The organism is Streptomyces sp. SDT5-1 (assembly GCF_052245995.1).
Lineage (GTDB): Bacteria > Actinomycetota > Actinomycetes > Streptomycetales > Streptomycetaceae > Streptomyces.
The window spans coordinates 8,184,219-8,197,720 of sequence record NZ_CM125963.1; the positions used below are offsets into that span (position 1 = coordinate 8,184,219).

The 13,502-nt window shown below is 72.9% G+C and carries 13 protein-coding genes; 4 read left to right on the forward strand and 9 right to left on the reverse strand.

What is annotated here, in order from left to right; genetic code table 11:
* Window position 1: 1 nt before the first annotated feature.
* Genes ACTWJ8_RS37710 through ACTWJ8_RS37725 form a run of 4 tightly spaced genes read right to left on the reverse strand, consistent with a single transcriptional unit; the run spans window position 2 to window position 4,202 of the window.
* Window positions 2-1,051 (reverse strand): FecCD family ABC transporter permease, encoded by a 1,050-nt coding sequence (locus tag ACTWJ8_RS37710; RefSeq protein ID WP_443261965.1) that lies wholly within the window; start codon window positions 1,049-1,051, stop codon window positions 2-4.
* Entirely contained in the window at window positions 1,051-2,304 is a 1,254-nt protein-coding gene (locus ACTWJ8_RS37715) for an MFS transporter (protein ID WP_443261966.1), read from the reverse strand. The genes ACTWJ8_RS37710 and ACTWJ8_RS37715 overlap by 1 nt, the downstream gene beginning before the upstream one ends.
* The gene (locus tag ACTWJ8_RS37720) at window positions 2,301-3,122 is read right to left on the reverse strand and encodes a Rossmann-like domain-containing protein (protein ID WP_443261967.1); all 822 of its coding nucleotides are present in this window, start codon (window positions 3,120-3,122) and stop codon (window positions 2,301-2,303) included. Before ACTWJ8_RS37720 ends, ACTWJ8_RS37715 begins: the two co-directional genes overlap by 4 nt.
* A 54-nt stretch (window positions 3,123-3,176) precedes the next feature.
* The gene (locus tag ACTWJ8_RS37725; protein WP_443261968.1) at window positions 3,177-4,202 is read right to left on the reverse strand and encodes a pyridoxal-phosphate dependent enzyme; all 1,026 of its coding nucleotides are present in this window, start codon (window positions 4,200-4,202) and stop codon (window positions 3,177-3,179) included.
* A 122-nt stretch (window positions 4,203-4,324) separates the two neighbouring features.
* Between ACTWJ8_RS37725 and ACTWJ8_RS37730 the strand changes: the two genes are divergently transcribed.
* Window positions 4,325-5,308 (forward strand): GHMP family kinase ATP-binding protein, encoded by a 984-nt coding sequence (locus tag ACTWJ8_RS37730; protein WP_443265114.1) that lies wholly within the window; start codon window positions 4,325-4,327, stop codon window positions 5,306-5,308.
* On the opposite strand, the gene ACTWJ8_RS37735 is transcribed toward ACTWJ8_RS37730, so the two are convergent.
* Complete coding sequence (locus ACTWJ8_RS37735; protein WP_443261969.1) at window positions 5,209-6,066, reverse strand: class I SAM-dependent methyltransferase; 858 nt, start codon at window positions 6,064-6,066, stop codon at window positions 5,209-5,211. The genes ACTWJ8_RS37730 and ACTWJ8_RS37735 overlap by 100 nt on opposite strands.
* 124 nt (window positions 6,067-6,190) lie before the next feature.
* Between ACTWJ8_RS37735 and ACTWJ8_RS37740 the strand changes: the two genes are divergently transcribed.
* Genes ACTWJ8_RS37740 through ACTWJ8_RS37750 form a run of 3 tightly spaced genes read left to right on the forward strand, consistent with a single transcriptional unit; the run spans window position 6,191 to window position 9,707 of the window.
* Window positions 6,191-6,757 (forward strand): helix-turn-helix domain-containing protein, encoded by a 567-nt coding sequence (locus tag ACTWJ8_RS37740; RefSeq protein WP_356372483.1) that lies wholly within the window; start codon window positions 6,191-6,193, stop codon window positions 6,755-6,757.
* A gap of 29 nt (window positions 6,758-6,786) precedes the next feature.
* On the forward strand, window positions 6,787-8,217 hold the full coding sequence (locus ACTWJ8_RS37745) for an NAD(P)/FAD-dependent oxidoreductase (protein WP_443261970.1): 1,431 nt from the start codon (window positions 6,787-6,789) through the stop codon (window positions 8,215-8,217).
* Window positions 8,214-9,707 (forward strand): peptide MFS transporter, encoded by a 1,494-nt coding sequence (locus tag ACTWJ8_RS37750; RefSeq protein ID WP_443261971.1) that lies wholly within the window; start codon window positions 8,214-8,216, stop codon window positions 9,705-9,707. The genes ACTWJ8_RS37745 and ACTWJ8_RS37750 overlap by 4 nt, the downstream gene beginning before the upstream one ends.
* Window positions 9,708-9,722: 15 nt before the next feature.
* Here the strand turns inward: ACTWJ8_RS37750 and ACTWJ8_RS37755 are convergent, their stop codons facing one another.
* The 4 genes from ACTWJ8_RS37755 to ACTWJ8_RS37770 form a co-directional block, all read right to left on the reverse strand.
* A complete protein-coding gene (locus tag ACTWJ8_RS37755) occupies window positions 9,723-10,463 on the reverse strand; it encodes a sulfite exporter TauE/SafE family protein (protein WP_356372477.1) in 741 nt (246 codons plus the stop codon).
* On the reverse strand, window positions 10,460-10,825 hold the full coding sequence (locus tag ACTWJ8_RS37760; RefSeq protein WP_443261972.1) for a rhodanese-like domain-containing protein: 366 nt from the start codon (window positions 10,823-10,825) through the stop codon (window positions 10,460-10,462). The genes ACTWJ8_RS37755 and ACTWJ8_RS37760 overlap by 4 nt, the downstream gene beginning before the upstream one ends.
* Window positions 10,826-10,852: 27 nt before the next feature.
* Window positions 10,853-12,211 (reverse strand): rhodanese-like domain-containing protein, encoded by a 1,359-nt coding sequence (locus ACTWJ8_RS37765; protein WP_443261973.1) that lies wholly within the window; start codon window positions 12,209-12,211, stop codon window positions 10,853-10,855.
* A gap of 189 nt (window positions 12,212-12,400) precedes the next feature.
* Window positions 12,401-13,372: a 2-hydroxyacid dehydrogenase gene (locus ACTWJ8_RS37770; RefSeq protein ID WP_443261974.1), complete on the reverse strand. Its 972-nt coding sequence runs from the start codon at window positions 13,370-13,372 to the stop codon at window positions 12,401-12,403.
* Window positions 13,373-13,502 lie beyond the last annotated feature (130 nt).

The window sequence follows — 13,502 nt, forward strand, 5'->3', positions numbered from 1 at the left end:
CTCAACGCCCTCCGAACATGTAGGACTTGCGCCGCATCAGCGCGATGAAGACCGGCACACCGATCAGCGCGGTGATGACACCGAGCGGCAGTTCGCGCGGGGCGACCAGGGTGCGTGACGCCAGGTCGACCCAGACCATGAACACGGCGCCCGCGAGCGGGGCGACGGCGAGCACGAGCCGGTGCGAGGCACCCACCGCCATCCGCACCAGGTGCGGCATGACGAGCCCGACGAAGCTGATGGCACCGCTGACCGCCACCAGCACACCCGTCACGAGCGACACCACGAGCAACAGCGCCTTGCGGTGCCGGTCGGGGCCGATCCCCAGGCTGCCGGCCGTCTCGTCGCCGAGCGCCAGGACGTCGAGGGTGCGGCTGCCGCGGTGCAGCGCCAGCGTGCCGAGCAGCACGGCCGCGGCGACCACCGGCAGGACGCCCCAGGTCGCGGCGCCGAAGCTGCCCATCGTCCAGTACAGGACGGTCGACGTGGCCTCGCTGTCCGGGGCCAGATACACGATCACGCTCATCACGGCCTGGAACCCGAGCGCCATCGCCACACCGGTCAGCACGAGCCGCAGCGGCGACAGCGCACCCCGCCGGGACGCCGCCGCGTACACCAGGACCGACGCGGCCACCGCGCCGAGGAATGCGCCCGCCGACATCGCGTAGATGCCGAGCGCGGCGAGCGCCCCGCTCACCTTCACGGCGACCGCGCCCACCGAAGCGCCGGAGGACACACCGAGGACGAACGGATCGGCGAGCGCGTTGCGCACCAGCGCCTGGACGGCCGCGCCGACGGCGCTGAGACCGGCGCCGACAAGCGCGGCGAGCAGCACACGCGGCGTCCGGATCTGCCACACGATCTGGTACGTGCTCTCCTCCGCCGCCCCGATCCGCCCGCCGCTCAGCGCGGCCCACAGATAGCGCGCGGTCTCGCCGGGTGCCACCGTCGCCGGACCGAGCCCGACGGCGACGACGACGGACACGACGAGCACCCCGAACAGGGCGGCGCAGACGGCGAACAGGCCGCCGGGGGAGTCGAGTCGACGCATCACACCTCGTCCTCGACCGGGCCGCGCCGCAGCACGAGCCACGCCGCGGCGAGCGCCACCGCGAGCAGAGCACCGAACGCGGTGGCGATCCCCGGATACCCGGCCACCGCGAGCCCCGCCCCGCCGAGCGCCGCACCGGCGAACACACCGAGGCTCTGCCCCGCGGAGTTGAGGCTCAGCGCGGTGCCGCGCAGCGGTCCGCACCGCCGTACGAGCAGGCTGACGGCGCACGCCGCGACGACCGCGTGCGCGGCCGCGTGCAGCGACGTGAGCAGCAGGGCGAGCGGCAGCCAGTGCGTGAACCAGAACCCGACCGCGCTCACCAGGGCGACCGCCACACCGACGGCGAGGAGCCGCTCCGTCGCGACGCGCGAGCCCTCCGCGTTGGTGACCCGCCCGGTCAGCAGATTGCTGACGAAGAACGAGGCGCCGCTCAACGTCCACACCAGGGAGAACACTTCGGGGTGCAGATCGAACCGATCGTCGTAGTACGCCGCGAGGTACGCGAGGTAGCCCATGAAGACGGACGTGCGCAGCACCGACACCAGGAGCAGCGGGACCGCGCCCGGGACGGCGGCGAGCACCCGGAACGAGGCGAAATAGCCGGGCCGGCGCTCCGTGGTGCGCACCGCGGCGTCGGGACGGCCGCGTACCAGGAGCGCGCAGGCCAGCAGCGCCGACAGGCAGGCGACGGCGGCGAGGTCGCCCTGCCAGCCCCACAGCATCGCGGGCAGCGCGATCAGCGGCGCGGCGAGCATCGCGGTCATCGACGTGGTGGCGGAGACGAGCGTGGCGGCCCGCCCCGCCGCCCTGCCGCCGCCGAACCGGTCGGCGGCCGCGGCGGCGAGCGCCGGATTGAGCACGGCCGTCGCCGCGCCGGTCAGCAGACAGAAGGCGGCGAGCAGCAGGAAGCTCCCGCTCGCGCCGAGGAGCGCGGCGACGCCGAGCAGTCCGAGCCCCGCGGAGGCGACCCAGGTCCTGGGCACCCGGTCGATCAGCGGCGCGAGCGCCATGCCCACGGCGAGCGCGGCGACGCCGCCGAGCCCGCGCAGACCGCCCACGGTGGCGACGTCCCGTTCCGCCGCGTCGGCGATGGGCACCAGATACGTACTGAACACCGTGAACGGCAGCAGGCCCACGGCGGAGGCGAGCAGCAGCGGCCAGAGCGCCCGCGTCATGGCCAGGTCGCCGGGCACCGGATCGCCGCCCGAACCGTCCCGCTCGGTCACGGAGTGGGTGGTGTCCGCGCTCACGCGGCGGCCCCGGCGCGGTACCGGTACATCGGGGTCTCGTCGGCGCTGAACTGCGAGAACGTGAAGGGTTCCGCGTTGAGCGCGGTGACGCCCGAGCCCAGGAACGCGCGGGCCACCGCGCTGCCGCTCTGTGCGTACACCACCAGGGGGACGCCCTGGTCGCGGCAGTGCCCGAGGATGAGGTCGAAGCTGCCGTTGCCGAGGGTCATGCCGGTGGCGACGACCGCGTCGGCCTTCTCCAGGACCTCGGTCATGTCGTCGGTGACATGGTCGCCCCACTGCGTGGTCTGGAGGTTGAGGTCGCACGGCAGACACTCGCCGCCGCGCTCGCGGATCGCCGCGACGAGCGGATTGACGACGCCGATGAGCGCCACCTTCGCGCCGGGTTCGATGTCCAGGAGCCCGGCGATGGCCGCGTCGCGCGCCCGCGCCCGTACCTCCGGTGTGCCCGCGGGCAGGGTGACGGTCTCGGCGTTCGCGTCGCGGTGCGGCGCGGCGAGCGCGAGATACGCGTCGAGCGCGGCGATCCGCACCGGCGTGGACTCGCTGCGCAGGAGTGTGTCGAGGGAGTGCCCGGAGGCGTTCTCGCAGAAGTCCGGGGTGAGTTCGCCGGCCTCGAAGGAGCAGGCGCCGAAGGAGGCGCCGGACCGCAGCAGCAGATAGTGGTTGTGGTAGGTCACGGGCCCGCCGGCCAGGCGGGTGGTGTGGTAGAGCCAGAAGGCGCTGGTGACGCTCGTGTCCTTCGGGTCGGGGCCCAGGGCCCCGGCCAGTACGGCATCGGTCAGTTCGGCCACCGTGTGCGGCGCCTGGTGAGACATGAGGGTTCTTTCTTGTGAGTGTTCTACGGGGGTGTGCGCGGGGTGGATGGTGTGTCAGGCGGCGGCGGTGTCGGGCTCGGTGCTGGGCGCCGGGGCGTGGGACCAGTGCATCGCCGACCACGGCAGGCTCAGTTCGTCGAGCGAGCCGATCTCGCGCGGGGCGAGGTCGGCCACGGGCCGCGCACGGCGATGCTCGGCGTAGGCGCTCTCCACGTAGCGGTGGCCGGTGTCGGCGGCGATGAAGACGTGGTGCGGGCCCCGCTCGGACCGCTCGCGCTCCCAGCGGGAGGCCAGGTACGCGGCGCCCGCGGAGAGCCCGGCGAAGATCCCGCTCGTCCGCAGCAGGTCGACCGCGCCCGAGACGGCGGAGTCGAAGTCGATCCAGTGGACGCGGTCGTACAGCGCGTGCCGGACGTTGCGGAACTCGATGGCGCTGCCGATACCGGCGATGATCATGTCCGGGTCGGAGACGTGCTCGGAGCCGAACGTGACACTGCCGAAGGGCTGCACACCGACGAGCCGCACCGGACGTCCCGCCTCCCGCAGGAACGTGGCGAGGGCACCAGTGGAGGCGCCGGATCCGACACCACCGGTCAACGTCACGGGGCCGGCGGGCAGTTCCTTGTCGAGCGTGGTGGCGACGGCCCGGTAGCCGTAGTAGTGGATCTCGTCGTGGTACTGCCGCATCCAGTGGTACGAGGGGTTCGCGGCGAGGATCTCCCCGACGCGGCGCACCCGCAGCTCCTGGTCGAGCCGGAGGTTCCGCGAGGGTCGCACCTGTTCGAGGGTGGCGCCCAGGATCTCCAACTGGACGCGCAGGGTGCGGTCGACGGTTGTGGAGCCGACGATGTGACACTTCAGCCCGTAGCGATGACACGCGAGGGCGAGGGCATGGGCGTAGATGCCGCTGGAGCTGTCGATGAGGGTGTCACCCGGCTCGACCATCCCCCGCTCCAGCAGGTGGCGCACCGCGCCGAGCGCGGAGTAGATCTTCATCGACTCGAAGCGCAGACAGGTCAAGTCCCCTTCGAGCCCTATGAGATGGGGCTCCTTGACGGCTTCCGCTATGTGTTCGTCCATGGTGAACCCTTCCCCTGGCTCAGCTCTGACTGGGGAGAGAGAAGCATCAAACGAAAACGATTGTCAATTGCGATAGTGTGGCGGGCGACGTGAGCCGAGGCGAGAGGACCTGTGTGAAGTCGATCGATGAAGCGGTGGAGTCGTCGCTGTTCCCCGCGCCGCCGGGGCCGGTCGGCGCGGGCACCGCCTTCGGGACCTTCGGCGAACTCCTCCAGGGCGAACTGCCCGAGGACGACGGCGACTTCCTCGTCACGCTGCCCGTCGCGTGCTGGACCCGGGTCGTCTTCCACCCGGACCCGCGGCGCACCGAACCGCAGGTGTGGCCCGCGCACAAGACCAAGGCGCTGCGCCTCGTGCGGATGATCTGCGCCGATGCCGGGCGGCCCGCGGGCGGACTGCTCACCGTGCGCAGCGCGATCCCCGAGGGCAAGGGTCTGGCCAGCTCGTCCGCCGATCTCGTCGCCACGGCGCGGGCGGTGGGACGGGCACTCGGGGTGCCGATGCCGCCGCGCCGGATCGAGCGCTACCTGGCCCGCATCGAACCCACCGACGGCGTGCTCTACCCGGCGATCGTCGCCTACCACCACCGGTCGGTGCGACTGCGCGCCACGCTCGGCTCGCTGCCGAGGATGACGGTGGTGGGGGTCGACGAGGGCGGGACCGTCGACACCGTCGACTTCAACCGGGCGCCGAAGCCGTTCACCGACGCCGACCGCCGCGCGTACGCCCGGCTCCTCGACCGGCTCACCCTCGCCGTACGGGACGGTGACCTGCCCGCGGTCGGTGACATCGCGACCCGCAGCGCGGTCCGCAACCAGGCGGTGAACCCCAAGCGGTGGCTCGACCCGATGCGGGACATCTGCCGCGACGTGGGCGGGCTCGGCGTCGTGGCCGGGCACAGCGGAACCACGCTCGGCATCCTGCTCGACGCCCGAGATCCGGCCTGCCCGCACCGCACGACGGCCGCGTCCCGGGCCTGCGCCGAACTGGCCGGAGCGGCCACGCTCTACCGCACGCTCAGCTTCCGCCGGGACACGTCTCGGCCGACGGTGGCGCGCGCCAGGCGCCCGGACCCCAGCGAGTCCGTGACGGCCCTGCCCACGTAGTCGCCCAGGACGTCGGCGGCGGAGCGGTCGTCGACCGTGGCGAAGCCGGCCGCGGTCAGCTTCGCGCACAGCTCGTCCGCCGTGAACGACGACAGCCACGGCTCGCCGGCGGCCGCGACCCGCTTCGCCCGCTCGTCGAGGGACGGGGCCGCATCCCCGGCCGCCGGATGGAGATAGTCCATGACCAGGACCGACCCGGCGCCCTGGCCGACGACGAAACGCCACGTGGCGGTGAGCGACGGGAGCGTCAGATACATCGCGACGCCGAGCATCAGGAACGCCGTCGCACGACCCCGCTCGAAGCCCGCCACCGCGAGCCCGTCGGCGAGGGTGCCGGACTCGAAGTCGACCGGCGCGAACGTCAGCGTCGGTGGCACCTCGATCCCGGCCTCCGCCAGCCGGTGCCGCTTCCACGCCTGCGTATCGGGGTGATCGACTTCAAAGAACCGGACGTCGGGGCGGGTGTTGCGGAGAGCGGACGTGTCGAGGCCCGCGCCGAGCACCACCACCTGCCGACACCCCGCGGCCACGGCCTCGGCCACGGTGTCGTCGGCGAAGCGGCTGCGCGCGGCGATCCACAGCCGCCGCCGACGCACCAGCTCCGGATCGAGCCCCGCGTCGAACTCGCCCGCGCCCGCATCGCCGACGATCCGCACGGCGTACGGATCGCTGAACACCCGGGGCTCGTCGGCGAGCTGATGCTGCGCCCTCGCCCGCGCGACGGCGAGCGCGGTCCTGCTGGGCTTTCCGATCTCCATGCGGGCCACCCTAGCTCCGCCCTGTAGGGCGTGGTGTGCACGGCGTTCGGTCTGCCCAGTAAAGAAAAAATTGATGACGCCACAACCCATTGTTGTCCGCGACAAGCCTTGTTAGGTTCCGGCCATGGCGAACGATCACTCCGGCCCCGCGGCCGAGGTCGGTGCACGGCTGCGGCGGCGCCGCAAGGCCCTCCAGCTGACCCTGAAGGAAGTGGCCGAGCGGACCGGGCTCACGGAGGGGTACCTCTCGCAGGTCGAGCGCGACCAGGCGAACGCGAGCGTGCGCACCCTTCAACTGCTGTGCGAGGTACTCAAACTGACGGTGGGTGACCTGTTCGACCAGAGCGCGGCCGGCCCCGTGCTGCGGTTCCGGGACACACACGGCATGTCCTTCGGCGAGGGCGCCACGAAGATCAAGCTCACGCCCGGCACCTTCGACCACCTCGAAGTCCTCCTCGGCCATTTCGCCGCCGGAGGCTCCACGGGTGTCGAGCCCTACACCCACGGCAGCTCCGAGGAGTTGCTGCTCGTCCTCACCGGCGAGGTCGACGTGTGGGTGCGCGGCCGGCACCACCGGCTCTCCGCCCTCGACTCCATCCACTACCACAGCAGCGACCCGCACCGCGTCGCCGAGGCCACAGGCGCCGACGAGGCGAGAGTCCTGTGGGCCATGGCGCCCCCCACCTACTGAAGACCCGAACGCGCACGAAGGAGTGAGCGATGGCCGCCTACCGCAACGGCGAGACATCACACTGGATACAGGCAGCGCGCACCGCGGGTGTCCCGCCCGAACGCGACGGTCAACTACCGGAGGAGACGCAGGACTTCGTCATCGTCGGCGGCGGTCTCACCGGGCTCTGGACCGCCTACCACGCCGCCCTGCGACACCCCACCGCGAAGATCACCGTCATCGAGGCCGAACAGGTCGGCTACGGCGCCTCGGGCCGCAACGGCGGCTGGCTCTCCCCGCTCATCCCGGGCAACCGCGCCGTCTACGCGAAGGCCGCGCGCCGGCGGGGCCAGGACGGCAGGGCCGCCGTCGCCGCGTTCCAGCGCGCCATGGACGGCGCCGTCGACGACGTCCTGCGCATCCTCGACGAAGAAGGCATCAAGGCCGACCAGCGGCGCGGCGGCCACCTGCGCGTCGCCACCACGCCCGCAGCCCTGAAGCGCCTCGAACTCACCTACGCCGCCGACCTCGCCAACGGCTGTCGGGCCGACGACCTCGAACTCCTCGACGCCGACGCGGTGAAGCGGCGCATCGCCGTCGCCCCCGCACTCGGCGGCCTGCACACCCGCACCACCGCACGCGTCGACCCCGCCAACCTCGTCCACGGCCTCGCCGACGTCGTCACCGCCAAGGGCGTGCGCATCCTGGAGCACACCAGGGCCACCCGCATCGACCCCGGCGCCGTCACCACCCAACGCGGAACCGTACGAGGCACGACCGTCCTGACGTGCCTCGAGGCGTACTCGGCACAGGTCGACAGCGACGTCCCCGCGCTCGGCGCCCGCGAGGTCATCCCCGTCAACTCCTCGATGATCGTGACCGATCCGCTGCCCGACGCGGTGTGGGAGCGGATCGGCTGGGAGGGCAGGGAGTGCCTCGGCGACGCCGCGCACACCTTCGTCTACGCCCAGCGCACCGAGGACGGCCGCATCGCCATCGGCGGCCGCGGCACCCCGTACGCGTACAACTCCGGAACACCCGGCGAGGGCCGCGTCGACGCCCGCACCGTGCGCACCCTGAGCGAACGGCTGCGGCTCTTCTTCCCCGACGTCCCGTTCGCCGTCGAGCACGCCTGGCGCGGCGCCATCGGTGTCACCCGCGACTGGTGCGCCGGAGTCACCTTCGACCCCGCCACCCGCATCGGCGTCGTCCGCGGCTTCGCGGGACACGGTGTCACCGCCACCCAGCTCGCCGCCCGCACCCTCCTCGACCGCGCCGAAGGCCGGGACACCGAGCTGACACGGCTGCCGTGGAACGACCACGACTCCGGCCGCTGGGAACCCGAACCGCTGCGCTGGATCGGTGTGCACGCGATGTACCGGCTGTTCGGCGTCGCCGACCACTGGGAGGAGCGGCGGCACTCCCGGAACACCTCGCTCATCGCCCGCGTCGGCTCCCGATTGGCAGGACTCAGCGAATGAAGACGACTCCCGTACCCGACACGTCACGTCACGCCGGAACGCACGAGGGTGACACACGCGGACTGCGCCGCGGCCTGTGGAGCATGGCCTTCACCGAGCTGTGGGAGCGCTACTCGTTCTACGGCCTGCAAGGCATCCTCTCCTTCTACCTGCTCTACAAGGTGGCCGACGGCGGACTCGCCCTCGACCCGGCGGTGGCCTCCGGCATCGTCGGCGCGTACGGCGGCGCCGTGTACCTGTCCCAGATCCTCGGCTCGTGGCTCGGCGACCGCCTCGTCAGCCCGCGGAACATGGTGCTGTACGGGGCCGTGGTCATCACCGCGGGACACGTCGTGCTCGCCTTCGCGCCCGGCCTGACGGGGCTCGCGGTCGGCCTGGTGTGCATCGTGCTCGGCACCGGCGCGCTCAAGACGAACATCACCTCGATCGTCGGGTTCGTCCTCGACCAGCACCCCGACGAGCGCTACCGCGACGCCGGATTCACGTACTTCTACATGGCCATCAACATCGGCGCGGTGGTCGGCCCGCTCACCACGGGCCTCGCCCAGAACGAACTGGGCTTCCACTACGGGTTCGGCCTCGCCGCCATCGGCATGGCGGGGGCCCTGGTCCAGTACCTCGTGTCCATGAAGCACCTGCCCGCGCGGGCGCACACCGTCAACAACCCGCTCCCCGCCGGCCGCAGGCCCCTGGCCGCGCTCGTGGCCCTCGGCTTCCTCGCCGTGGTGGGCGGCGCCGTCGGCGCCGGGCTGCTGCGCGCGGAGAACCTGTCGACCGTGGTGACCGTGACCGCGCTCGTCGCGGCGGCGGTGTACTTCCTGACCATGACCACGTCGAAGGCCGTCAGCCGGGACGAGCGGCGCCGCGTGCTCGGCTATCTGCCGCTGTTCCTCGCCTCCGGCGTCTACTTCGGCTTCCTCTTCCAGAAGTTCACCGCCATCTCGATCCTCATCACCGAGCGCATCGACCTGCACATCGGCGCCTGGACCTTCCCCGTCGCATGGATCACCACGGTCAGCCCGCTCGCGGCCGTGCTCATCACACCCCTGATCGCCCGCCTGTGGACCCGCCTCGGCGACCGCCAACCAGGGCCCGTCACCAAGGTGGCCATCGGCCTGACCCAGATCGGCTGCGCCTATCTGTTCCTGCTGATCCTGTCCGAGGCCACCGGGAACGCGGAGATCCCGCTGCTCCTGATCCTGGTGTTCATGGCGGCGGCCGGCTCCTCGGAGGTGTTCGTCGGACCCATCGGTCTCTCGCTGGCCACCCGCATCGGGCCCGGCACCTTCCGCTCGCAGATGGTCGGCCTCAACTTCCTGACCCTGGCCCTCGGTTCGTCCCTCGCGGGGCTGCTCGGCCAGCTGTTCACCGCCATCGACAACGCGTCGTACTTCACCATCACCGCTGTGTGCGGCATCGGGATCGGCCTCGCGCTGATCGCCGCCCGCGGGCCCCTCGGGCGGCTCCTGAACTCGGGGCTCGACGGCTGAGGCCGGGCCGGGCGGTCACACCACCGCGTCGACGAGCATGAACGCCGCCACCGCCAGCAGGACCCAGGCGAAGACGCGTTGCAGGGTGTTCCCCGTGACGCGGGCGGCGAGCCGCTTGCCGTCCCACGCGCCGAGGACCGCGGCCCCCGCGAACGGGGCGACGACCTCCCAGCGCAGCTCGCCGCCGCCGGAGCGGGCCGCGAGGGCGGCCAGCGAGTTCACGACGATGACCAGCAGGCTGGTGCCGACCGCCCGCCGCATCCTCAGGCCGAGCACACCGACGAGCGCGGGCACGGCGAGGAAGCCGCCGCCGACACCGAGGAACCCGGTCACCGCACCGAGCCCGGCCCCGGCGCCCGCCGCCCGCACCGGACGGACGCCGCCCAGCGGGTCACCGGCGGCCGGGCGCAGCATCCGGAGCGCGGCGAGCGCCGCGACGACGGAGAACGCGACGGTGAGCAGGGCCGCCGGCACATGCGCCGACGCGAGCCCCGTCGCGTACGCGGGGACGATCCCCGCGGCGGCGAACAGCGCGCCCGTGCGCCAGGCCACGTTCCCGTCGCGGGCGTGCGCGAACAGCGCCGTCGCGGACGTCGCGGTGACGATGATCAGGCTCGCGGTGGTGGCCGCGGCGGGGGAGAAGTCCAGCAGATAGAGCAGGGCGGGGACGGCGAGCACACTGCCACCGCCCCCGAGCGCGCCGAGCGCCACACCGATGACGGCGCCCGCGGCGAGCGCGAGGATGAGGGTGCTCACGCGACCGTGCCGCCGTTCCCCCGCGCGTCGACGACCGGGAACCCCGCGGCGGCCCAGGCGGACATGCCACCCACGACGTCCACGGCATCGACGCCGGCGCGGGCCAGCAGCTCGGCGGCCCTCCGGGAGCGGCGGCCGCTGCGGCACACGACCACCAGCGGCAGGCCGCGCGCGGCGGCGGGCAGGGCGGCGCCCTCGACCAGGCCGGACAGCGGGGCGTGCACGGCACCGGGCGCGTGCCCGGCCCGCCACTCGTCCCCCTCGCGCACGTCAAGGAGGACGGCAGTGGGGGAGGGGCCCGCGGTGCGGGCGCGGGACTCCTCGACGGACAGGCGACGCCCGCCGCTGCGGAAGCGGAACATGGTGCGGATCCTTCCTGGCGCGCCCGGTCAGGCGGTGACGACGGTCAGGCCCGCGGCGGCCGCCCGGTCGAACCCGTCGTCGACGGCGACGACCGCGCGGCCGTTCGCGTCCAGGACCGACGCCGCGATCGCCGCGCGCATGCCGCCCGCGCAGTGCACCCACACGGTGCCCTCCGGCACCTCGGCGACCCGGCGATGCACCTCGTGGACGGGGATGTGCACCGAGCCCTCGATCCAGCCACCCGCACGCTCGCTGTCCCTGCGGACGTCGAGGACGACGACGCCGTCCCGGTCCGCGCCCGCGAGGTCCGCGAAGGTGGCACGCGCGAAGGCGGCAGGACGCTCGCCCTCGCGCAGCCAGTCGCCGACCTCGCCGGTGGCCGCGGCGGCGGGCCGGTCGATGCCGACGCGCACCAACTCACGCTGCGCGTCAGCCAGTTGCTCCGCCGACTCGGCGAGCAGCGTGACGGGCTTGCCCCACGGGATCATCCACGCGAGGTACGTGGCGAGGCCGCCGTCGGCCGCGAAGTTGAGCGAACCCGCGACATGCCCCTCGGCGAAGGCGATCCGGTTGCGCAGGTCGACGACCCACTCACCGGCCGCGAGCCGCGACGCGATGGCCTCCGGGTCGGCCGGCTCGGGCGGCGTGAGGTCGACGGGTGCGGGCCCCTCGGCATTGGCCGGGCTCATGTGGGCGTAGTACGCCGGGATGTCGTCGAGGTCCGCGAGCAGACCGGCGACGAAGGTGTCCACGTCGGTGGTGAGCGCCGCGTTGGTCGTCCGCTCCTGCCCGATCGTCGTCGCGTCGCCGTCCGCCTGCGCGGAGGAACAGAAGCTGCCGAAGCCGTGCGTGGGCAGCACGGCGGTCGCGTCGGGCAGCGCGTCGGCGAGCCGCCGCGCCGAGGCATGCTGGGCCCGCGCCAGCTCCTCCGTGAGCCGCGGGTCGACCAGGTCGGGCCGCCCGACCGTGCCGATGAGCAGGGAGCCACCGGTGAACGCGGCGACCGGCCCGCCCCGCTCCGCGAGCACGTACGTGGTGTGGTGCGGGGTGTGTCCGGGGGTGGCCACGGCGGCGAGGGTGAGACCGGTGTCGATGTCGAGGGTGTCGCCGTCCGTGACGGGGACGCGGTCGAAGGAGACGCGCGCCCCGGCCGGGACGACGTAGGAGGCGCCGGTGGTCCGCGCCAGCTCCAGGCCGCCGGTGACGTAGTCGTTGTGCAGGTGCGTCTCGACGACGTGCGAGATCCGCACGCCGCGCCGGGCCGCCGCCGCGATGACCTGGTCGATGTCGCGCGGCGGGTCGACGACCACAGCGGTGGCGGCGCCGCCGGCGAGGTAGCTGCGATTGCCGAGACCCGGCAGCTCGATGGTGTCGATGAAGAACACGACGTCCTGCTCCTTCCGAAGGGGACCCCGACGGGACCTCGACGAGGGCTGGGCATGACCTCGTGACGGTTACCCCCGGGGGTATGCAATTCACCGTAACATCTTTACCCCCGGGGGTATCTTTGGAGCGGGGTGACACCGACCACGCAGGGGCGGTCGGTGTCACGGACGGTTCGGGCGTGCCTCCGGTCAGTCCATGGCGTTGACCAGCGGCTCGCCGTCCGCCCAGCGTCGTACCTGTTCGACGATCAGCCGCTCGGCGCGCGGCCGGAACGTCGCGGAGCCACCACCCACGTGCGGCGTGATGAGCACGCCCGGCAGCGCCCGCAGCGGATGGTCGCCGGGCAGTGGCTCGGGGGACGTGACATCGAGCGCGGCGCGCAGCCGGCCCGTCCGGGTCTCGGCGAGCAGCGCCTCGGTGTCCAGGGTGCGGCCCCGGCCGATGTTGACGACGAGCGCGTCGTCCGGCAGCGCCGCGAGCTCGGCCGCGCCGAACAGGCCCACCGTGTCCGGGGTCTCCGGCAGCACCAGCACCACGATGTCCACGTGCGGCAGCAGCTCCGGCAGGTCCGTGACCGCGTGCACGTCGGACTCCGGCCGGGCGCGCCTGGCCACCCGGACGACCGTGGCCTCGCACGCGAGCAGGCGCTGCTCGAGCGCCGCGCCGATCGATCCGTACCCCACGATCGCCACCCGTGAGTCCGCGAGGGAGCGCGTGAAGTGCGGATCCCAGCGGCCGCCGTCCTGGTCCCGCACCCAGCGCGGCAGATCGCGCTGCGCGGCGAGCGTCAGCGCGAGGGCGTGCTCGGCGGCGCTCGCGTCGTGCAGCCCGCGGCCGTTGTGCAGCGCCACGCCCTCGGGCAGCAGCGGCCGCAGCTTCTCGACGCCCGCGCTCAGCGACTGCACGGCCCGCAGCCCCGACAGCTCCGGCAGCAGCTTCGCGGCCTCGGGCGTCGCGTACGGCATCACCCAGTAGCCGATCCGGGCCAGCTGATCCGCGTCGAGACCGATCGGCTCCACGCCGTCCCAGACGTGCACCCGCACACCCTCGGGCCACGGCCCGTGCGCGCGCTCCAGGTCCGGCCACGGGACGAGCACGTCGGGGGCCTCGGGGCGAGGGCCGGTGTGTGCGGACATGTGCGGGTTGTCATGGGTGGGCATGGCTGCACCTTTCCTGACGGCATCGCCGAAGCACGGCAAATCGAGGATCCGCCACGGCTGTTGACCTGGCGGCGCGTCGACCCTAACGTCTTTCCGTCCCGCAGAACACTTTCCGTGTCACGGAAAGTTG

Coding starts and splice junctions, on each gene's coding strand:
- ACTWJ8_RS37770 (WP_443261974.1), bottom strand. CDS start 13,372: ATGCCCACCCATGACAACCCGCACATGTCCGCACACACCGGCCCTCGC.
- ACTWJ8_RS37740 (WP_356372483.1), top strand. CDS start 6,191: ATGGCGAACGATCACTCCGGCCCCGCGGCCGAGGTCGGTGCACGGCTG.
- ACTWJ8_RS37760 (WP_443261972.1), bottom strand. CDS start 10,825: ATGTTCCGCTTCCGCAGCGGCGGGCGTCGCCTGTCCGTCGAGGAGTCC.
- ACTWJ8_RS37745 (WP_443261970.1), top strand. CDS start 6,787: ATGGCCGCCTACCGCAACGGCGAGACATCACACTGGATACAGGCAGCG.
- ACTWJ8_RS37735 (WP_443261969.1), bottom strand. CDS start 6,066: ATGGAGATCGGAAAGCCCAGCAGGACCGCGCTCGCCGTCGCGCGGGCG.
- ACTWJ8_RS37750 (WP_443261971.1), top strand. CDS start 8,214: ATGAAGACGACTCCCGTACCCGACACGTCACGTCACGCCGGAACGCAC.
- ACTWJ8_RS37710 (WP_443261965.1), bottom strand. CDS start 1,051: ATGCGTCGACTCGACTCCCCCGGCGGCCTGTTCGCCGTCTGCGCCGCC.
- ACTWJ8_RS37725 (WP_443261968.1), bottom strand. CDS start 4,202: ATGGACGAACACATAGCGGAAGCCGTCAAGGAGCCCCATCTCATAGGG.
- ACTWJ8_RS37720 (WP_443261967.1), bottom strand. CDS start 3,122: ATGTCTCACCAGGCGCCGCACACGGTGGCCGAACTGACCGATGCCGTA.